This window comes from Marinilabilia salmonicolor (assembly GCF_003003035.1).
Classification (GTDB): Bacteria; Bacteroidota; Bacteroidia; order Bacteroidales; family Marinilabiliaceae; genus Marinilabilia; species Marinilabilia salmonicolor_A.
In genome coordinates, this window is sequence record NZ_PVTS01000003.1 from 110,946 (window position 1) to 133,514 (window position 22,569).

The window sequence follows — 22,569 nt, forward strand, 5'->3', positions numbered from 1 at the left end:
GATAAAAATTTTATTGACGCGTTATTTATGAGGGGCTGTTAAATTTTGGGGGAATTTTTCACCACCCCGGAAATACATTAAACCCAAACTGCCCGTTGTAAAAGCGATTCTGATGGAATGGGAAAGCCAGATAAGGCTCCACAACAATAAAACCGAAAAAGTTCAATCTCAACGACATGCCGGTACTGAATACGGGTATTCTTTGATCATCAGAGGTTGTGGTAAGGGCAGCTACAGGGGTGCTATCTGTATCCCAGGCAATGCCGGCATCAACAAAAAGGGCCAGTTCCGAAAAAAAAGTGGACGAACGAAACCATGCAAAGTCAAACGGCCCGGAAAAAGGCATTCGCCATTCCAGATTTGTAATGAGCAAATTGTTACCGATTAAGTGCTTTATACCGATCCCCCGGGTATTCCGGGTACTGTCCATGTAAAACTCCCCGGTATCGTAGCCCCTGACCAACCAGGGATATCCTACAAATAAACGCGTCATCCGGTTGGTATTGCGATCGGCTCCATGGCGTCCATAATAATAGAGCCGGTAAGCAAAACTGAAAGGACGCACAAATTTATACTTCCGAAAATCCATCAGAAAAGCATGAGCATTCACGCCGTTAAAATATTTCTCGGCCTGGATACGTGTTCTTGTGCCATCAACAGGGGAGGCAATCCCCGATTTTGAATTGTCAAAAACATAGGCCACATCCACATCCCCGACCCAAAAACCGTCGGGAGCATCAATTCTACGCCCCGTTTCATTGTAAGTGGGATAATAGGAACGGATGTCTTCAATTTTCTCGTATCGGTAGCTGTACCGGGCCATCGATAATCCGGATTCAACCCGGGCACTTCGACTCAGGGGAAGAAAAGAAAACACAGCTGCTTTATCTTGAAAAATCCGTCGGCTGAAATAGACCAACTCTTCCTGATCTCCTTCTCCCTCGTAGGAGTAATAGCCCATCCGATAAGGGATATGAGAAAGGCTCACTCCCGTTTTGATGCGATGCTTCTGATGCAACAGTGCCACCTGCCCCCCGAAATCATAAATCTCTCCGTTGATACTGATGCCTCCGTAAAGGAGATTGTTCCCCAAAACATCGCTAAACAGCGCCTCAATACTGCCCGCCATGCCAGTACCAAAACGACCGGTCATAACTCCTGCGGCCATATTTCCCACATAATCGAGCTGCCACCTGTTTTGGGGCTCCGAACTGGTCATTCCGATTTCTTCCGTCGGATTAAGCACTCCCCGGTAAGTCAGATTCTGATCAACCCGTGAAAAATGCTCGGAGTAGAGTGCAAGCCGTGCAGACCTGTAATCAAAAGGTTGAGGATCGATAATTTTGGCCTGACTCAACAACCCCCTGACAGGCGCTTTAATGATCTGAAACTCCCCCGATTTCAACATGGAATAGAAAATTGTATCCCCGGCCACACTGAGTGCGGGTGACATTTCTGTAATTCCCATAATGCCGGTGGCATAGCTGGTAGTCCGTTTTATTTTGCCCGATGAAATGTCCAAAACATACAAATCGCGCCTTCCGTTTACATTTGATAAAAACAACACCTCCCGTTTATTAAGGGGCATCGGATTCAGGTTCTTTGCCCCCGGAAAAGTCGCCAGAACATCAGTTTCACCGGAAGAAAAATTGAAACGGGCAAGATTGAAATTACCCGGAAAGAAAAATGATTGTCCGGGGGCCGGTTCATCCGTTATAAACCACAGCCACTGCCCTTCGGGAGACCAGCCCGGCTGCATGGCAGAATAAGAAGATCGGGTAAGAAACTTAAAGGAGTTATCAACAAAACTAAAATAACAAAGATTGCTGATCCCCATACGCATGGCACTGAAGGCAATGCCCTCCCCATTGGGGGACCAAACCGGGGACGAGACAGCATCAACCCCGGGCTGAAAAATGGTTCTCTCCGTCTGTCCTTTCTTTACATCATAAATCATAATCACCGACTTCCCTTTCTGATAGGCAACAAATGCGAAGTACCGATTATCGGGCGACCAGGAACCGGCTGTTTCGGTATATTCCAGAGCATCAATGTCTGCATTACGCGAGCTGGTATATATTTTGGAAATAATCTCCCCTGACCCGGCATCTGCCAGGAATAAATCGAGCGAATAGATATCTCTTTCGGAAAGAAAAACGATATACCTGCCATCAGGGCTAACAGCAGGAGAAAGATTATATTTTCCGGAATTTTCAGAAAAGAACAAACGCTTCCCCAGCATGGTCCAGGTACTATCCTCAGGAGTAACCAGCTGAGCGGCTAAAGCACTACGCCAGGCCAATGAAAGTGAATCAACCGTAATCCCCAGTTGTTCCTCAATTGCACTCTGGTACCCCTGCATTGCTGAGGCCACAAACAACCGACGAATATATTGCTCCCCGTATTGCGAGGCGATGTAAGACCAAAAAGCCTGTCCAAAACGATAAGGAGAATACCGGGAGTAATTACCAAGCTCATCCAGTGTGGGAAAATCATTACTCAACAAAGCGTCTCGCATCCATACAGCAGTGTAGGCGTCACTATTACCAACCGAAAGATATTCTGCCATCCCCTCAATCATCCAAAGCGGAACCCTTGAGATCGCCCCAAGATTCAAGTTGCTGCTCTCCTCAATAATATGATATTGAAACGCATGAACCAACTCATGCCCCAACACATGCGAGGTCTGATAGTCAGAAAAAGAGAAAGGCATCACCACCCGGCGCTTCAAACCTTCGGTAACACCACCGGTTCCTACACCAATATCGCCCATGATGGCATTGGTTTGTTGAAAATCGGCATGATTCCGGTACATCAGGACGGGACTTCTTTCCTCGAACGTATCTGCAAGGATTTGACGGTGATAATGATACCATTGTTCGGCAAGCCCCCCTAAAAAAACAACGCGCGAAGAGTCGGAGAGGTAATGATAAATATCAAAATGATCGGTCTGCGACAGATGAAAATCAAACGAGCGGTAGGAAGGTTTGTTTTTGCCAAAATACTGGGCCATTCCCGTGATACCCGGCAAACACAGCAGCAATATCCATAATATGACTACAGAAATTTTTGGCATTTTGAATCGTTTACAAAATTAAAGTTACGAAGAAACAGGGGTTTTGGTTTTACCTGCCTTATTATATTAGTAACAATAGAATCAGACTCTCTCTTTTTTTAATTGCTTTCGCCCCTTCAGGCCCCCGGATTAACCGCCACTATGGGGCATAGGGCGTTACACCATGCTGGTACTTGCGGTCCTTCTGGGCGGATACCATGCCCCGTAACAAAACTATTTTTATTCGTGGGGTCAGAATTATCAGGTAAAAAATTGCATTTCCATGGTGGCAATGAACCTTTTGAGGAATTAAAAATATGTCCATTCTGAAACCATGTTTCAACAGGCCAACGGCCTGGGAGCAATAGTTTTAAGAGAGCAAACGCAAATGCTACGGGAGTATCAGAAAACGTCCGGGGAAGCGGAAAAATCTTGTGGGGAAGCCCAATCTTTCCCGGGAGCGTGAAAAAACAACCCGGGACGTCTCCATTTTTAACGGGGACTGGCCATAATGTCCCGGGACGGTCGCAAAAATCCCCGGGGACGGGAGAAATATTGCCGGGAGGGATGAAAAGGTTCCGGAAAAAAACCGGTTGCCAAAATTAAGGTAACCGGTCCTGATAAGAGTTTACATATCCCTGTTAATTTTGATGATATTTACTTATGTACCCCCGATAACGGTCTTCGGCTTCCTGTACCGATACATGAACGGGCATGTTGGGAATTTTTACATCCTCGGGGCGCAAAGCTGTGATGGGTTCCTGTAGTGTTTCAAAATTTTCTTTTGACATAAACTAAAGTTTTGGTGGTTAAGGATAATAATTGCTATGGTTATCATCCATTAAATTAAATAATTGACACTACTTCACAGTATTTGGTTTTAAATCACAAATAGTCAGGGTTTTCTAACTCCCGTCAGGGTGAATGAAAATTGGGGGTTAGTGAAGAGTCGGAAAAAAGCAAACACTGTGGATTGAGAAATCCATACAGAAAGGGAGTTTGATTCACCCAAGACATTATCTTCAGCCCGGCATATAAATACAATGCTGCCAAAAAAAAGGCCGCCTGGAGATTCACTCCAACCGGCCTTATAATGTATTAATAATGTTGATATAATTTAATTGCTCAGTTCTTTAACTGCTCATCATGTTTTAAACTTTTTATTAACGAAAAACTCACCAGCACCAAAATAACAGCAAAAGGAAAGCCCGTTGAAATAGAGGCCGATTGAAGAGCTGTTAGGCCGCCCCCTACTAATAATGCGATGGCAATAGCGCCTTCCATAAAGGCCCAAAACACTTTTTGTCCTTTGGGGGCGTTCAATTTTCCGCCTGCGGTCATCATATCTACCACCAAAGAACCACTGTCGGATGAGGTAATGAAAAAAGTACCTACCAAAACAATGGATATAAATGCGGTGATTTCATAAAAAGGCAGGGTTTCAAGCATCTTGAAGAGCCCCACTGAGCTGTCCTGTGCCACGATGGAGGCAATATCCAGACTGCCATCTAATTGCAGATTCAGAGCAGTTCCTCCCAATACCGACATCCATAAAAAGGAAAAAACAGAAGGAATGACCAGTCCAAAAACCCCAATTTCCCGGATGGTTCTTCCTTTGGATATTCTGGCAACAAAAGTTCCCACAAAAGGCGACCATGAAATCCACCATACCCAGTAGAACATCGACCAGCCTTTAAACCAGTCGCCGGGAGAACCATATTGATTTCGGAACAAGCTCAATTCGACCAACCCTGAAAGGTAAGTTCCTAAGCTCTCCACAAAACCATCGATCAAGCGCAGAGAACTTCCCAGAATAAGCACAAATGCAAAAACAACGAGTGCTATGATGATATTGGCATTGCTTAAATATTTGAGTCCTTTGTTTAGTCCTGTTACCACCGAGATGGTAGCAATTAATGTTATTCCTATAATCGAAGTGACTTGCAAACTGGTGGAGTTTTCCAAACCAAAATATTCAGATAAACCTGTACTGAACTGCAATGCCCCAAAACCAAGTGAAGTGGCCAGTCCAAACAGCGTTGCCAGAACTGCCACAATATCAATGAGATGGCCGGGCCATCCATTCAGACGGTTACCAAATAACGGAACCAAAGTAGATTTCAGGGATAATGCTGCATTCTTGTTAAAGGTAAAATAAGCCAGTGCAATCCCGAGCAACATATAAATTCCCCAAACATGGAACCCATAATGAAAATAGGTGTTGCGAATGGCCAGGCGGGCTTTTTCAACATCTGAGGCCCCTTCGATAATGGGATTATTAAAATGCAGCATAGGCTCTGCTACACTAAAATAGACCAGGCCAATACCCATTCCGGCTGAAAACAACATCGCGACCCAGGAAAACTTACTGAAGCTGGGTTTGGCGTCTTTCCCGCCTATTCGAATATTTCCAAACTTACTGAATGCCAGATATAACACAAAAATCAAAAAGTAATTAATGCACAGGGTAATAAACCAACCAAAATTACTCGACATATAATACTGAAAACCGGAAAAACCAGCCTCGGCATCTTCGCTGAAAAGGATAGTTAAACTGACAAATAAAAAGGTAATTATAGCTGCCGGGATGAACACCGGTTTTGAAATATCAAAATACTTGTTTTTGAAATTCTTCATAACGATTGTTTAAGAGATTTGAGAGTTACCAAATTATGGTTTGGAGATTCTTTCTGTATCTGAAACCATCTTTGGGTGGTATGCTCCAAAATAGAAGTGCGTGCCTGATAAGTTTTTGTCCTCAATTAGCACTGAAATTGCAAAATAAGAAATATTGAAAGTTACATTGATAGGATTATCGCTATGGCGGTACCTCCAATTCACTACTTTCCACACCGTTTGTGATAATTTCATTTACTATGCCGGGTTGAAGATTGGTCCATTCGGCAGTTTGATTCATAAATCTCTTGTAAAAAGTGATGTTTAAAAATTTTAAGGGTGCGAAATAACAAAATACATTAAGATTTTTGTATCAATACTTTGTTAAACTTTTGAAAACAGATGATTGATAATCCATTGAGATCTATCCAAAAAACAACTTAAATCACTGATAATAAAAGGTTCCAAGGCGAGAATTTGCGTTTGGCTTTTTTTAACAGTCCAGAAAAGGCTCCGGTGAGGCTTATAGATACTACCCCGCGTGGTTAATATTGGATTACTCATCTATAAAATTTTGGTCGATTTAGCGGGTTACAAACCCGTGAAAAACAAGCCGTGTGGATTCGGAAATCCACACGGACGGGGCTTAACACAAAAAAAACCGTGACCCTAAAGACCCACGGTTTATATATCATAATAAAAACTCTGCATCATCGCATCTCAGCGATTACAAAATCTTTTACGACTCTGCCCTGAACTGTTCCAAAAATCTCACATCGTTCTCAAAGAACAAACGTATGTCATTGATCTGGTATTTCAGCATGGCAATACGTTCGATTCCCATCCCGAAAGCAAAACCGGTGTATTCATCCGGATCAATATCACAATTGGTCAATACAGCGGGGTCAACCATTCCGCATCCGAGAATCTCCACCCAGCCTGTGTGCTTACAGATGTTACATCCTTCGCCCCCACAAAGGGTACAAGAGATATCCATCTCGGCTGATGGCTCGGTAAACGGGAAGTACGAAGGGCGCAAACGAATCTCGGTATCCTGACCAAACATCTCCTTGGCAAAATAGAGCAATGTCTGTCGCAGGTCTGCAAATGATACGTCTTTATCGATGTAAAGACCTTCTACCTGATGGAAAATACAGTGAGCACGGGCCGAGATGGCTTCGTTTCGAAACACACGACCGGGAAAGATTGCACGAATGGGTGGTTTCTGGTGCTCCATGGTACGAATCTGAACCGAAGAAGTATGTGTCCGTAATAAAATATCCGGATCCTGATTGATAAAAAAGGTATCCTGCATATCGCGGGCCGGGTGTTCCGGCGGGAAGTTCAACGCTTCAAAAACGTGCCAGTCGTCTTCAATCTCGGGTCCTTCAGCAACTGAAAATCCGATACGATCAAATATCTCCACAATCTGATTGCGAACTATGGAGAGCGGATGGCGACTACCCAAGGGCATGGCACTTCCGGGTAGTGTAAGATCTGTTGCCCCTGAAGTCAGCCCTGATTGTTCAAATTGCTCCTTCAACTGAGTGATAGACTCCTGAGCTGCATTTTTCAACTCATTGATAGCCTGGCCAACTGCCTTTTTCTGATCATTGGGAACATTCTTAAACTCATTGAAAAGCTGAGGAATAATTCCTTTTTTACTGATATATTTAATCCGCAGCTGTTCTGCCTCTTCAGCAGATGCTGCCGTCAGGTTTTTTACTTCTTCCAGTAAATCTTTAATCTTATCAAGCATTGTTTTTGATTTTTTGGAACAATTTGAACCACAAAAGTAATAATTTTTTCCACCCGCTTAAAGTTCACTGTACCATTATATTTTTGGGGAATGGAAGCAGAGAAAGATATCATGTAACAGAATGGTTACAATTGTCATATTTGCGGCACAATAATCTAGGCCCCACCTGCGACAACAAGTGCAACCACCACAGCAATGGCTGCAACTCCTCCCATAAAAGCCCCAAAGCCGGTTGACTTTTGAATAAAAAAGATGTTTTCTCCATCATTTGTAAAGTAGCCGGGAGAAAGGGAGGTATTGGTAAGCCTGTTCACAATGAATTGTTGCCGCACAAAGACGGGCGCTTCATCTTTTCCATATGGAATAATTGTCAGAAATAAACGATAAGTGGCCGGAGTCTCCTCTCCGGAGAAAGACACTGTTCTGGTTTTATAATACCCATTGTCTGTTCTGAGGTTCACTGTCTCCACCTGGTTCTCATCAGGAAAATCGAAGAATGATTGCTCCAGAACAGGCCCTCTCACATTCACTTTACTATCGGGGGGAATAAACAAAACGGATGGATCTGTTTGAATTTCACCGTTGGTGGTAGTATAATAATCCCGATCATTAACATAGGATTGACGACTGTGCGATGTAGATGAAATCCGGGAAGTATTATCGAAAAAGGGAATCGTCTCTCCTGAACGGATTAAAGATGATTTGGACTTATCAACCAACACGGGACGCATTGAACGGTTGAATATCTCAACCTGAATTTCTCCTCCATCTCCATCAAACGAATAGTTAATTTCGAGCGAATCTGTCAGAGAAGCGCCGACATCGTCCGAAGCATCTATCTTCAAAGGGGTAAGCCCTACATACTGATAAGTACTACAACTGGAAAACAACAAAGCAACCAGTAAACTGAGGATTAGAGTTACAGTTTTCATGTGTTTCAAATTTTAGTTAGATGAGCTGATGGACACATGGAAAGGCAGGTTCCATCATCAAGTAATATTATCCTATTTCTCAATAATTTCGATGGTCTTAATCCGGATATCCTGCACAGGGCGGTCTTCCCCGTAGGTTTCAACCGCTGCAATTTTATCAACAACATCCATGCCACTTACCACTTCTGCAAAAACAGAGTAATCTCCGTCCAGATAGGGAGCTCCGCCAACGGTAGTATAGACTTCCCTCTGCGTGGGGGTAAAGCGAAACCCCTTTTCCTGCTCTATATCGTTGAGTTCCTCATCGGTAAAAATACGGCCTGCAATAATGAAAAACTGGGATCCGTCTGAACGATTTCGGGGATTACGGGCGGCCGGAAGTTTGGAGGCTGCAACCGCTCCCCGCTTATGAAAAAGGGAGGGGACAATTTTAGTAGGTAAAGTATAACCGGGACCTTTCCAGCCCACCACATCATCTTTGCCGGCATATTTTGAGTCGGCGGCCCCCATCTGTATCAAAAAGTTTTTCAGTACACGATGAACCGTCAGACTATCATAGAACTGGTCGCTGACGAGTTTTATAAAATTATCCCGGTAGGCCGGCAACTCATCATAAGTACGAATGACAATATCTCCCATGGTGGTTTTTATGCGAAATCCGGCTACTTTCTTATGCGAAATATATACCTTGTCAGTTTTGGTTCGGAGATCATAGATGGAAGCAGCACGTTCATTCTGCTCTTTCAACATGCGGGCGATGTACTTTTTGGAAAGCACGACGCGTTGCAAAGAATCCCCGGAGCCTCTCTCCTGAACGATTCCCATAAATTCATGATTCAACCTGAAGGCCGGTTTGCCTTCTTTTATGTTATCCGGAACAGTCCAGAAACCCAAAGAATCCAAATCCTGATAGTTGCCTGCAAGCGCCTTTACTACAAAGAGTTTACGGTTGGGTCTTTTCAGAGTGTACAGCGTATCGGGTTGTGCAAGGCTGCCTTTAACCTTGATGTAATCAGCATTATTTTGTTTTACCTTCAGCACCAACAGATTAAGATTGTGATCGTAGGCGGTATATCCTTCTACTTCCGTCATATCACGGGTTCCAACGGGGGCGATTTCTGCTTTGTAAGCTCCTTTAATCCATTCGAAGTTGGTGAGCACCAGATCCTCGTCCACAAAAAAGCCAAAACCTCTTTTCAATGCGCGATTGTAGTGATCATAAGTACGAATCTCCACCATACCTTTGATATTATCCTGAAAAGAACCAAAGGAAATCTCTTCTTTCGTTGGTTCTTTTTTCCCGGTAGAATTATTACATCCCACCACGAAAAAAAACAAAAGACTGATTAGAAAAAAAGAAAGAATACGTGACTTCCGGCGCATTTTAAAAGCGTTTTATTGCATTATTTCTTCCACCCTGATAACCACGTCGGTATAGGGACGATCATTTTTATCTGTTTTTAGTGCAGCAATTTTATCGATAACATCAAATCCCTCGACAACTTCTCCAAAAACGGTATAGTCACCATCCAAATCAGGCAAACCGCCAATACTGGTGTAAGCCTCACGTTGAGCATCTGAAAATTCAATATAATCAGACAATGAATATTCAAAATTAATCTTCTGCTTAATATCCCTCAGCAACTCATTAAAAGCATGGGGATCTTCCTTTTTCAACCGGTCCAGTTCCTCTTTGCGGGGTACATAGAACTCCCTCTTCAACCGGTTTTTAATGGGAATATTGTTGTTTTTTTCAATGATATCCAATTGTTCATCCGTCCAAACCCTTCCCTTAACAATATAAAACTGGGAAATATCCGACATCTTGAAATGATTGACGTCCTCGGGCTGACGGGGTGCACACAAAGCTCCTTTTTTATGAAAGTGATGATCGTGGGTCTCGGCATCGATCATAACGGCGGAATTGCCATACCCGATATGTTTGCCTGCAGGAGCATTGCGAGAATCTGAAGACCCTCCCTGAATGACGAAGTTTTGAATCACACGGTAGAAAAGTGTCCCGTCAAAATGGTCACTGTTGACCAATTTCAGAAATTCATTCCGGTGATTGGGAGTGTCGTTGTACAATTTCACCTTCATGTTACCCAGATTGGTCTTGATGAGCACATAGTGGGTGTACTCCTGTCCACTCGCGGTTTCAGATAAAAAGAAGAAACTCGTTGCAAATAAAAATATAAACAACAATCGCATCATTAACTGACAATTTTATCTTTAGTAGCCTCAAATGATAGTCACGTCTGAATGTTTAGAGATTGCTTCGGGCCTCGCCCGAAGCAATCTCTAATTGCAAAATACAACCCGGGATAATAATAAATCATCCGCTCATTAAGTATGCAAATATTATTCCTCAATAATCTCCATGGTCATTTTAATATCTTCCACGGGGCGATCCATCTGGTCGGTTGATACAGATGCAATGGAGTCAATTATGGCCAGACCCTCCTCTACTTCACCAAATACAGTATAGGCATCATCCAGCATGGGAGTTCCACCAATAGTAGTGTATGCCTCACGCACCTCTTCAGGAAATTCAAAATTTGCCGAATCACCCAGTTCAGCTTTGGTCTCCTCTTCCAACTTTGAGATAAGCGCCTCGAACCCTTCGCGGTCTCCACGCTGACGCATGGCCATCAATGAGTCCTGATATGGAGTGATTTTATCAAACATACGAGCCTGAATGGCTCTCTGCCCCATCTGTTCTTCCAGATTATCAAGGTCCTCAGAAGACATCGTTTCACCCTGAACAATGTAAAACTGAGAGCCGGATGATTTACGTTCAGGATTGGCCTGATCACCTTGACGAGCCGCAGCTAAAGCTCCCTTTTTGTGAAAACGCTTCGGAAAATTGATCTCAGCAGGCACCGTATATCCGGGACCTCCGGAGCCCAGGCGGGCACCTTTTTCAGCACCTTTGGATTCAGGATCACCCCCCTGAATCATGAATCCTTCAATTACCCGGTGAAACAAGAGGTCATCGTAAAAGCCCTCTTCCACCAGCTTAAGGAAATTCTCCTTGTGCTGTGGAGTATCATCATAAAGTTTAATTTTCATATTGCCGTAAGGTGTTTTTACAAGCACCTTCTTCTCAGGTTCGTCACAAAAAGTGAGCAATACCCCGAGGGCAACAAGAAGTGAAAACATAGATGCTTTTCTAAAAGAAAGAAATGGTGTCATGGTTTTTTTGTTTATCAGATTATTGTAATTGTATTTTTAGATATTCGAAAGCGGATTTTTTAAGCACATGATTCAGAAATGAAGGGGTCAGAGATTTTAACCGTTTCACCTCTTCAAACTGTGGCCAGCCCTCTTCATCAGGGCCATTGGCTTTCAGGTAGCCTTCCCTGCTTAATAGGGTACATTTTCCAAGATTGATCAAATCCATCTTCTCCTGCCTTTCGTATGGTTTCATCCCCTGACCAAGCTCCTGAATACCAATCAGGAACAACATAAAATCAAAGTCAGCAGTCACTTTAAATTTTTTACTGATTTCCAGGACCATCAAATCCCAGTTTTCTGCATTGTATTCTGTCATAATTATATCCCCTTTTCCCCGCCTGAAGACGTTTCTTACCTATTTTCTTTCTCTCAGGGGGCTGATTGTAAAGTTCAAAAATAATAAAAGTTAAGGAATTGCATCAATACCAATAAAAAAGCCGGCCAGGAAATTCCTGCCGGCTTTTTGTGGGTTGTACTGGATTCGAACCAGTGACCCCTACCCTGTCAAGGTAATGCTCTAAACCAACTGAGCTAACAACCCTTTTTGGTGCTGCAAAAATAGTAAAAAAAGGATTCCTTCCTCATCATGCCCGGAAAAAATCAACAAAAAAAGGTCCGGCAAACCACCGAACCTTCTTTTCTGGATTTTTTTCTGATCTAAGGGAAAGGCGAAACTTTCTTGGCGACAAAGATAGACAACTTTTAACAACCTCAAACAAAAAGTGGATATTTTTTAAATTGAAGTGGATAAAAACATCATTTCACCTTCGAAAACCACCACCAGAACCTCTGGCAGGCAGTGACATAATTGATTTTAACATTTCCCTGTCAAAAAACCCGTTTTTATCTTTTTCCTGCAATGGCATCCACTGAATATTTACCGGACCCCAGGAAGAAAGTTGCTGCAAAAGCAATAAAGTAAACCAAAGCAAACTCTTTGGAGGCCCCTCCGGCAGAGAATAATGGATCCCCGGAATGTACGACCAATGCTGCAGTGAGCATGGTAATCATCAGCGGAATAGATGCCAGACGGGTTCTGAGACCAATCAGCACCATAATTCCTGCCACAAATTCGGCCAGAGTGGCCAAAACCAGATTAATAGTAGGACTGATGCCAAACAAAGCAGGGAACTGAATATTTCCGGAAAGCAACATTTGAAGTTTGCCCAATCCATGTCCGAATGCTATGAAAAAGCCAAATCCCACACGCAATATAAGTGCAGCTAAATCTTTTGATGTTTTCATGTCAATATTGTTTTTGATGAATTAAATTAACAACGAAAGGACAATTTGGTTTTAACCTGCCATATTCATAAAACAAATAAGGTGGTAACAAGTTGATATACTGAAATCAATAGCCAGGGGGAACATCCCCCCTCTCAATATTGGTCGCGGCGACCAATATTGAGAAAGGGGGGGTTTGTACCAATTTCCCTGAGCCGTTGGTCCGTTGAAGAATAGTTTTGAGAACGAAAAACCTTGTCCCGGGAGACTTCGGACCAATTTAAAACACAACATCATTATGTATTCCTTTAAACGGATAAACCCTTGCTTTAAGGAGGACTGCATTATTTTACAATGTCCATCTACCTGATAAATACAACCGTCCTGATATATTACTCCAACCACACTTCCTCTAAATAGAAATCAATAGCCCCCTCTACCTTCTGAGCAGGCAATACAATCTGTAAAAACTCGATTTCATCCAAATTAAAATCTGTATTATTTTCAGAACCGGCAAACCAGGGAAGATAATCGGGGAATGGTCGGGGAACAACAGCAATGCGGCCTGCATCAAAATTATTCAGGCTTACCGTATAAAATTCATCATGGTCATTCAATTTCATCTGGTATTTCCGAACCAGTCCGGATTTGTCAATCAGGGAAATATGAAGTACCGGAGGCATTCCGGATCTTACCCCCGCCTTTAGGACCAACTTCTCCTTTGATAAAATGTTTTTTTTACGCCCGGCAATTTGCTCCCCAAAATAATATTTGAATGCATGAAACGGCTCATCTACTGAACAATCTGTATCATCAGGAGTAAAGTTGTAAGAAAGCACTCGTCTGTTAAAATTCGGAAGCACGCCAACTCCCTGTTGCCAGAAGGAGGATGAAAACTCATGATCATCGGCACTCCATAACAAAAGAGGAGCGTCATCCGGCGATATATCAAGATTGTAGCCCTGGCGGGGAGAAAAGTCCCAATCACCTGGGCTCCCTGCAATCCCTGAAGGGAATGTCTTCCAGTTCCCATCCGGATGTTTCACCCCAATATAATAATTCAAGGTCTGTTGGCGATTAAACTCATCTGGTAATAAAGCCCTGTAATGATTGAGAGAAATCTCCTTTGCCTCAAAACGCCGGCTGCGGTAATGTCCCTCTCCTACAAATACAGCAACCTCCTCAGGCTTCTCCGCGGAGATTACATCAAAAGAAATCTCCACCTCATCACTCATATTCATTGATTGGGACGTTTTGTTATGTACCAAAAGGGTATCCAGATCCGTTGCAGGAGCTACATATTCATTGAGCAATATATTTTTAAAAGCACTCTGAGCATCAATTTTCGCTGTAACTCCCTTTTTCCTCAATAAATAGACTCCGGGGGTAAGATTAATTTCCCCTTCATTGGCAATAGCTGTCAGAGCATTCCCCTCATTGATACCCTTAGCTGAAAAAGTATCTCCAAGTTGAGGTAAATGAATGGTCATGGAATGTTCTGCATGCAGCACAGCAGCTTTCTGCACATTGGGATCAACCGGACTGTAAGGATCTTTAAGCCAAAAGGCATCAGGCATTATCTCCAGCCGCCAGACTCCCGGCTCTATTTCATCAAGAAAATAAGCGCCCCGCCCATCGTATTTCACTACCGGACTATTTCCAAAACCCGCTATCTCCTTCAGTTTAGAAGTCTCCGAAGGCACAGAAGATGTATTATTAGTGTAAAAAAACCGGTTTTCTGAAAGGTATTCAGCCAGATTCTGCTCATAACTGACCCTGAAATCCCCAAAAACATTATTCCCGGGAAAGGCTCCAAAATCAGCATTCCGTGGAATTTCATGAAAAACGGCTGACGCGATCTTTAAACTAAGGGCTTTTTGTGGAGCATAAGCCATATTCATAAAATGGGTACCATAATTGGTATTGAACGGGGCCAGGAACATGGCATCATAAGCAAAATGTGTTGCCAGCTGCAACCCCGCTTCTCTGAAGCTTCGGGCCATGGCGGGATACATATAATTTCCGGCCACATCGGCAGGGTCAAATTCATAAACAATTTTAGCCTTATTTTTGAACCCCGGATGGTCTTCATAAGGAATTTTGTATTCCGCCACATGAGGCAGGTAGTTCCCTTTCAGCGCATGGTTGGCCACCAGTCCCGACGGATACCACTGAAAGGTTCCCCCATCTACATCTGCCTCCATATAGGCATCTGCCAAATGAATACTGTGACTCATATTATAGAAAACAGGCTTTTGCAAACCGGTTTTTTTCATTGAAGCAACCATCTTGTTAATGTAGCTCTTCACCTCTTCTTCGCTCCCACCGTGATGTGGTTCGTTGGAAACTTCAAAAGCAATAACATCAGGGTCATCTTTATAGGCAATGCCGGTAAAGGCATTCTTATGATTAAGAAACTGCTCCAGATAATTGGCTTGTGCCTTTATGGCATCAGGATTGGTCAGACAGGCATCCTTCCCATATTTATTGGAAAACCCTGGCGTATCCTCATCAGGCTCGGGCCATCCGTTGCCCCAAAAAGCAATGGGAGTTATCACAAATCGCATTCCGCGCTTTTTCATCTCATGAATGGCAAAATCGAACAACCGCAGGTGCTCATTTTCCAACAGATTTCCCACTGAATCGGAAATCTCTGTATCCCACACATGTACCCGATAAAGATCCAGATCGAGCCGGGCAAAATGATATACATCCTGCCTGATGGCTTCCTCATGATCAATACCCATCCTTTCAGCCATCCGGAAAGCATGTGCAAACGGGACGGAGTAGTTGACTCCAAAACCCACTATTTCGGACTGATCATGCTCCCAGCGCAACACACCCTCGTCATCCACATAAGCATTACGGGAATGCTGACCTGATGCAGCTGTAATAACAAAAAACAGAATTATTAATAGTATTCCTTTCATATTATTAAAGTTAAGGGTTTCTGAAAGACAGCAACCCTTTATTAAATACAGTTTTAATGAATAGTATCCTAAACATTCTCCAAAAGGGATTTCATCCCTTAAACCCTGACCTACTTTCTTATCTTGATATAAGAAAGTAGGCAAAGAAGATCAAGACTTAGCCAGCTTTCGCTCTAAAAACTACGGTTCTTCCATCGAAATCGTCTAAACTCATCTCACTTGCTGCACGCGTGAGATTCAAACAAAGACGATTTTTCGATGAAACAACCTTGTTTTTAGGCTTACCTGCCAAGGTCGATAACCAACAAGCCCGACAGCTCTTTTAAAAAAATTATATTGGACAGTTGTTTTCAAATTACTCTTTTTAACATTGCCCCAGAAAGCCTTGGCTGTTTAACCTTATTTCCCCTTGAGTAGAAGGAACCTTCACTTTAAAAAAGCCTTACAAGTTGTAATTCATTTAGTTCTAATGTCCAAAATAAAACCCCTGACAGGATTAAAAACCCTGACAGGGGCGGATCAAAAAGGGAAAGATTGATTTATTGATTCAACGTCATCTCATAAGTAAGATTATACAAATCTACTGTCAGAGTGTAGGTTCCCACCTCGGTATCATCGGTAATGTTTCCCCATCCATAACCGAGGGTTCCGTCACTTCCACCAAATTTATCATCCCAGTTATCGGCTTCCAGATAAAGAGAGAAGCCATCCGTTGAAGGAGTGGAAACCTCTATTGTACCGGAGTAAATGCCCTCACCGGTTTTGGGAATGGTCGTATTAAAATCCCATTGATCGTTGAGCCCTGACAAATACAACACATCCCCCAGGGGAGTTAGTCCGTAAGTCATGTTTTCCACATCCGCTTTGACCCAATAGGTACCGGGATCAGGAGCAGGAATATTGCGGTTTTCGACATTCATTTCCAGCAGGCCTTCACTCTCACCCATGGTATAATAATCGACTCCCCACTCGGGTGCTGTAAACATCTGGAATCCCCACTGGGAATTGATATCCACAAAGCCACCGTAAAGGGCATTATTCAACAGAGGGATAAAGTTATCAAATGTCCAGCTGCCTCCGGTCTCCCCGTCTTTTGACCCGGGAAGATACAAGAAGGGAATAACAACTTCCTCCTGGGGCAGATTTTCTCCTTCATCTATAGTATAAGTCCAACCCGAAGCACCTGTCAGATCAAGCGTAATGGTATTGATTCCTGATGATGGTACCGTGAAGTTTCCGGGAGTTTCTGCAAGCACAATGTTACCACTTCCGCTTTCTGCAAAGGAAACAGTTGTGGCAAGTGCTCCGTCATCCGTATCTCCGGTGTCGGTATTGTAGAGCAGGGCATCACTGCTCAGCGTGACCTGGGCCCCGGCGGCAGTCGTTTCAATAACCCCGGCCCACAACTCCTGCGATTTAAAGAAAGCCAGTGAATCCTCAACAGCTCCTCCCACCGAAATTTTTGGCAGCCATGTAGCAGTCCACTCCATATCGGCAGTACTCATGGTCACATAATAATGTCCTCCATTGGCCGGGAACCAGCAGTTCCACATTGTTTCTGCATCGGTAGAAAGTTCAAAAGGAACTTCGGACACACCATTATTACCATAAATGACACCATCTCCTTCCTGAAAATAAAAATTCATCCACCCTGTTGCTTTAACAAAGCCGGCATATTCACCATTCTCTTCGGGAGAATAGATTGTTGCCAGGGTATCATTTTGCTCAGCATTCAGGAGATAAAGTTTCGACATATCAATTACAAAAGGCGTGACATCAACAGAAATGACATTGCTGTAAACCGGCTCCATATTGTTTCCTACCGATGATCGCACCCTGAAATAAAGTGGTGAGGCCACATCGGGTTGCAAACCGGCATCCTTGGCCAAGGCATTGAGCCGCGCACCTGTAAGCGCCAATTGATTTCCGGTGCCTTGCAACTCTGTAAACTGCACAAAATCGGAAGATGCTGAAACCTCAACGGTCATTCCAGGCAAACCGGAAGCCACCCCCATTGTATCGTTGCTCACAGAGAGTTCTCCGGACTCCCAGGAGAAACTCAACACCTGAAGATCAGAATTTTCAATTGTTAAGACCACCTCAGAACCCGATACTGAAAGATCGGCAGCCTCAAGTCCTGACAGATAAATCTTGTCTCCTTCCTTCTCGCAAGCCACCGCCAACAAGATTAGAAAAAAGACCCCTATATATGTTTTTATATTTTGCATTGTCTTACCAAATTAAAGGTTAGTAATTTTCGTTTGACAAATTAGGGTTGGCGGAAAGCTCCGTTGCCGGAATGGGATAAATATTGTACTTCTCATTCACAGCCATCCCGTCTTTAACTCCACCTTTCCATTGCCAGATGTATTTGTTGGAAGTAAATGCATCAAACCGGATAAGATCTGTGCGTCGCACTGCTTCCCAGTAGAGCTCGCGTCCCCGTTCATCCAGGAAAAACTTATATGGAATCCCTTCAGTGGTTGCTGTCAGATCATTTTCCGAAACTTCTGCTACATTGCGGATAGAACGAAGCTCATTGACATAATTCAACGCAGTCCCCAAATCGCTGTTTGAGCGCGCCGCTGCTTCGGCATACATCAGGTAGGCATCAGCCAGACGGAACATTGGGAAGTCTGTATCCACGCCGTCGTTTTGAGTATTTGATGAAGCCTCACCGGCATCAGTCCGGTTGCTCCATTTCAGCACAAAGTAACCTCCACTCCGGTCATCTACGCCACCATCCATATACTGACTTTGTCCATCGGTATAAAACATGGCACGGGAATCATTTTCCATATCAAACAAAGCGGGCATCTCTCCACGAATACGGAACATGCTCCAGGCACTGGCAACCCCGAGCGTATCAGCCGGAGCTCCATAGTCGGTATCCACAGCTCCACAAACCAGATAAGTGGTAGCACCCCACGACATTACATTCTTACTATCCACCACAAGAGGCCAGATAATTTCATTGCCGGGGCCTACACGCTTGTGATTATCAGCATTGAAGAGCTTGCCATAATCTGGCTCCAACTCATAACCTGCATCAATAACCTTTTGAGCATAAGTCTTAACCTCCTCATAATGCGGACCTGCTTCGTACACTTCAGCATTGAGATACAAACGTGAGAGTAACATCCATGCTGCTGTTTGTGGTGCATGTCCATACTCACAGCTGGCAGCTTCGGTCATATTTTCGCTACATTCAATCAGTTCAGTTTCAATAAACTCAAACATATCAGCAGCCTGATACTCTTCGGGTAAAGCAGAACTACCAATCAGTTCTTCATCCGCAAAAGGAATATCGTGAAACAAGTCTAATGCATGAAAGTAAGCCAATGCCCGCAGGAATCTGGCTTCAGCACGGTAAGTCCTGATTTTCGCCTGTTCTGTCTCTGTAAACCCTGCGATGCGCTCATCCGTGCTATTCTTCAGAAATTCGTTGCACAAAGAGATGGAATAATAGGAACGGTAGTACATATCCGCCACCCAGGGATCGTTGGCATCCCAGGTGAGAAAAGTGAGGTCGCCAATGTTATCACCCTCAATCCAGGTAGAGCCCAGTTCATCGGTTCCTGCTTCCTGAACATTGAAATAACAACGCATATAGTCATACCCGTTATTACTGCTAAGGTCTGCGTCTCCTCCACCTTTTTCCTGTCCGGCAGTAACAAAGGATGCATAGCACTTGGCAAGAGCCGAAATGTAATTGTCCGGATTGGCATAAACTGACTCGGAGGTTTCTTCTATTTCAGGATACTGATTCAGGTCATCGGTACATCCGAAGAAAGCCCCAACCGAAAGTATCCAAAGTGTATATATTATCTTTCTCATAACGTAACTCCTTTAATAATTAAAATTCCAGTCCAACACTCAACGAGAAAATGCGGGGGCGGGGATAGAACGAAAGATCCATTCCCTGCGGCACTTCCGGGTCAACGCCGGAATACTCTGTGATGGTAAATACATTCTGCACCATTGCAGTGGCATTCACATTGAGCCAGTTGGTCACTTTCCCAAAGTTATACCCTAAAGTGAGGTTATCCATTTTGAGGAAAGAGGCATTTTCCACGTAGTAATCTGATAAATACTGACGACTCTGAAATCCGGTCTCCAGGTAACTCTTGTTCAGATTACTGAGCTGATAAGCGTTGTAGGACATGGTTCCCAGTGCCCCGGTATTCATAGCCATACCATTATATACGTAGTTTCCTATGTTGGCTCTGAGACTGGTACTCAAAGTCCAGTTGCGATACCTCAAAGAAGTACTGAAACCCAAAATATAATCAGGAGCAGAAGAATTGTAGCGATACAAATCTTCAGAATTGATCTCACCATCATCATTCAAATCGGCATAGGCCCCTTCAATGGGTTTTCCGGTTTCCTGATCGTAGAGCTGATGATATACGTGAAACATATACGGTTCATAACCCTCTGTCAGCACCTGAAAGTAATAACTGTCGATGGTTGGACCAATGGAAGTACTGGTAATCTCAGTTCCTTTGATTATGGAGAGATTTTTAATCTTCTGTGTCTGCCATGCAGCGTTGAATGTGAGATCCCAGGTCCACCGGGCATTGTCAACAGGAACTGCATTCAGGCTCACTTCGAAACCTTCGCTGTCAACGTTCCCCACATTGGTAAGAATGTTTTTGTCGAAATTGGTTCCCGCCGGAGAAGGCACTGTGGCCAAAAGGTCTTCTGTCTCCCGTGTGTAGTATTCTGCAGAGCCCGACAAGCGATTGTTGAAGAACCCAAAATCAAGTCCGAAGTTGTAAGCCCTGGTAGTTTCCCATTTCAAATCGGAAACGTAAGCTTCGGGACGATAGGTGTTTACCGGACGATCTCCAAAGATGTACTGGGCCCCTGTCTGACTGATGGTATAAACGGGCAGATAATTGTAGTTTCCTATTCCTTCCTGCTGGCCTGTAATACCATAACTTGCACGCAGTTTCAGATTGCTCAGTACGTCAATATCCTTCAGGAAGAACTCCTCAGACAACCGCCATCCCACGGCTACCGAAGGGAAAGTACCCCATCGGGTATCTTCACTAAACCTGGATGTTCCGTCCTGCCGGATCGTAGCAGTAAGCATGTAGCGCGATGCAAAGGTATAATTCAGTCGTCCGTAGTAAGAGAGCAATGCATGCCGCTGATCTGAGGCTGCAATGGAATTCTGCACCTCACCGTTCACGTTCAGTTCTTCGTAAAAAGGTCTTGTGCTCTTCCAATATTGATAATCATAACCTGCTGTTACATCAACGGTGCTATTAATGGTTTCCAGGTTCTTATTATAGTTAAGGTAAGTTGTCAGCAGGCGGTTTTCTTTTTCCTCCGGGCCATACGAATAATCCCGGCCATTGGTCATGTAAAATTCGGCAGCTTCAGCAGGCACATAAATCTCACCCTCTCCTTTGGCATAATCATATCCAAGGGTGGCATGCACCTTCATTTCAGGCAGAAATGGAAGTTTGTATTCAGCATCCAGATTGGTAATCACCCGCCCCACATCACTGGTAGAGGAATTTTGGTTTAACAGACCAACCGGATTAATGACCGCGGACGTTACCGGAATTCCTGATCCATCAATGGCTTCGTTGTAACCGCCAAAAGTATCAGCACCTGAATACACAGGTATGGTAGGATTGAAAGTCGCTGCCCCCCAAATTGCGTCTGTTTGTGCAAACGTATTTCTATTCAACGCTCCTTTTATTCCCAAAGTCACTTTCAGGTCGTCATTCAGGAATGAAGGCGAAACGGTCAGGTTACCGGTCATTCTCTCGGCGTTATCGGTTTTTACAATACCATCCTGATTGTAGTAACCCAGAGAAAAACGGAATGGAACCTCTTTCAATTGCCCTGAAAAACTAAGATTATTATCGGTGCCAAAAGCCAACTGGTATATTTCATCATTCCAGTCGGTATTGTAATCTCCCAACAGGGCCTGCTGAGCAGGCGAACCATCACGATTCACGACATTTATAAATTCTTCAGTGGAAAGCATATCCGCAAGTTTGGTTTTCGCCTGCAGGGAATTGGTTGTACTGAAAGTTACCTTCAAATCATCTCCTGTCCCTTTTTTGGTAGTAATCAGGATCACTCCGTTGGAGGCTCTTGATCCATAAATCGCTGTCGAGGAGGCATCCTTCAGTACCGTCATGCTCTCAATGTCATTGGGATTGATCAGACTCAGAAAGTTATTGTCATTTCCACTGATTCCGCCTGATTCCAGAGGCACACCGTCCAGGACAATCAGCGGGTCGTTACTGGCATTAAGAGAAGCACCCCCCCGAATCCGGATAGAGTTACCCGCAGAAGGAGATCCGCTCTGAGACATAATTTGTACACCCGAAACTTTTCCGTTGATCAATTGCTCAGGAGAACTGATAATTCCCTTCTGGAAGTCCTTGCTGTTCACGTTGGACACAGCACCTGTAAGATCTCCCTTACGTTGCTGCCCGTAGCCAATGACCACCACTTCATCAAAGCTGATCACGTCGGGCTTCAGAGTAATATCCAGACGGCTTCGGTCACCCACTTCAATCATTTGGGTTTCATACCCGATATAGGATATGCGCAACACATCGGATTCGGAAGCCTGAATGGTAAATTGTCCATTGGCATCCGTAATGGTTCCCGTTTGGGTGCCATCAATAAGAATCGTTACTCCGGGCAGCGACTCATTGGTCTCCCCATCAACGATGGTACCGGTAATGGTCTTTTGCTGAGCAATTGCCAGAGTGGCAAACAGCCACAGCAATAGCAATGCAACCGGTTTTTTCTTTTGTAATCGCAGATTTTTCATATTCATAG

At 43.9% G+C, this 22,569-nt stretch carries 14 protein-coding genes and 1 tRNA gene; all 15 read right to left on the reverse strand.

Translation table 11 applies throughout. The annotated features are described in order from the left end of the window. Positions 1-58 precede the first annotated feature (58 nt). Positions 59-3,076: a basic secretory protein-like protein gene (locus BY457_RS03860; RefSeq protein WP_106152012.1), complete on the reverse strand. Its 3,018-nt coding sequence runs from the start codon at positions 3,074-3,076 to the stop codon at positions 59-61. A gap of 620 nt (positions 3,077-3,696) precedes the next feature. Further along, complete coding sequence (locus tag BY457_RS18965; RefSeq protein ID WP_181256342.1) at positions 3,697-3,846, reverse strand: hypothetical protein; 150 nt, start codon at positions 3,844-3,846, stop codon at positions 3,697-3,699. A 334-nt stretch (positions 3,847-4,180) separates the two neighbouring features. Next, entirely contained in the window at positions 4,181-5,692 is a 1,512-nt protein-coding gene (locus BY457_RS03865) for a BCCT family transporter (protein ID WP_106152013.1), read from the reverse strand. 718 nt (positions 5,693-6,410) lie between these two features. Continuing rightward, the gene (gene pheS, locus BY457_RS03870) at positions 6,411-7,430 is read right to left on the reverse strand and encodes a phenylalanine--tRNA ligase subunit alpha (RefSeq protein ID WP_106152014.1); all 1,020 of its coding nucleotides are present in this window, start codon (positions 7,428-7,430) and stop codon (positions 6,411-6,413) included. 155 nt (positions 7,431-7,585) lie between these two features. Further along, positions 7,586-8,362, reverse strand: a complete 777-nt coding sequence (locus tag BY457_RS03875; protein WP_106152015.1) for a hypothetical protein — start codon at positions 8,360-8,362, stop codon at positions 7,586-7,588. A 72-nt stretch (positions 8,363-8,434) separates the two neighbouring features. After that, entirely contained in the window at positions 8,435-9,745 is a 1,311-nt protein-coding gene (locus BY457_RS03880; protein WP_106152016.1) for a peptidylprolyl isomerase, read from the reverse strand. A gap of 12 nt (positions 9,746-9,757) precedes the next feature. Beyond that, positions 9,758-10,576 (reverse strand): peptidylprolyl isomerase, encoded by an 819-nt coding sequence (locus BY457_RS03885; RefSeq protein ID WP_258176575.1) that lies wholly within the window; start codon positions 10,574-10,576, stop codon positions 9,758-9,760. 147 nt (positions 10,577-10,723) lie between these two features. Continuing rightward, a complete protein-coding gene (locus tag BY457_RS03890; protein ID WP_106152017.1) occupies positions 10,724-11,557 on the reverse strand; it encodes a peptidylprolyl isomerase in 834 nt (277 codons plus the stop codon). A gap of 19 nt (positions 11,558-11,576) precedes the next feature. After that, entirely contained in the window at positions 11,577-11,915 is a 339-nt protein-coding gene (locus BY457_RS03895) for a hypothetical protein (protein WP_106152018.1), read from the reverse strand. Between the two features lie 150 nt (positions 11,916-12,065). Further along, positions 12,066-12,140 (reverse strand) — tRNA-Val (locus BY457_RS03900). Between the two features lie 302 nt (positions 12,141-12,442). After that, positions 12,443-12,844, reverse strand: a complete 402-nt coding sequence (locus tag BY457_RS03910) for a DoxX family protein (RefSeq protein ID WP_010662051.1) — start codon at positions 12,842-12,844, stop codon at positions 12,443-12,445. Positions 12,845-13,215: 371 nt separating this feature from the next. Next, the gene (locus BY457_RS03915) at positions 13,216-15,753 is read right to left on the reverse strand and encodes a hypothetical protein (RefSeq protein ID WP_181256344.1); all 2,538 of its coding nucleotides are present in this window, start codon (positions 15,751-15,753) and stop codon (positions 13,216-13,218) included. 539 nt (positions 15,754-16,292) lie between these two features. Beyond that, positions 16,293-17,981 (reverse strand): DUF5114 domain-containing protein, encoded by a 1,689-nt coding sequence (locus BY457_RS03920; RefSeq protein WP_106152020.1) that lies wholly within the window; start codon positions 17,979-17,981, stop codon positions 16,293-16,295. Positions 17,982-18,000: 19 nt separating this feature from the next. Next, the gene (locus tag BY457_RS03925; protein ID WP_106152021.1) at positions 18,001-19,590 is read right to left on the reverse strand and encodes a RagB/SusD family nutrient uptake outer membrane protein; all 1,590 of its coding nucleotides are present in this window, start codon (positions 19,588-19,590) and stop codon (positions 18,001-18,003) included. Positions 19,591-19,609: 19 nt separating this feature from the next. Further along, positions 19,610-22,567 (reverse strand): SusC/RagA family TonB-linked outer membrane protein, encoded by a 2,958-nt coding sequence (locus tag BY457_RS03930; RefSeq protein ID WP_106152022.1) that lies wholly within the window; start codon positions 22,565-22,567, stop codon positions 19,610-19,612. Positions 22,568-22,569: the final 2 nt, after the last annotated feature.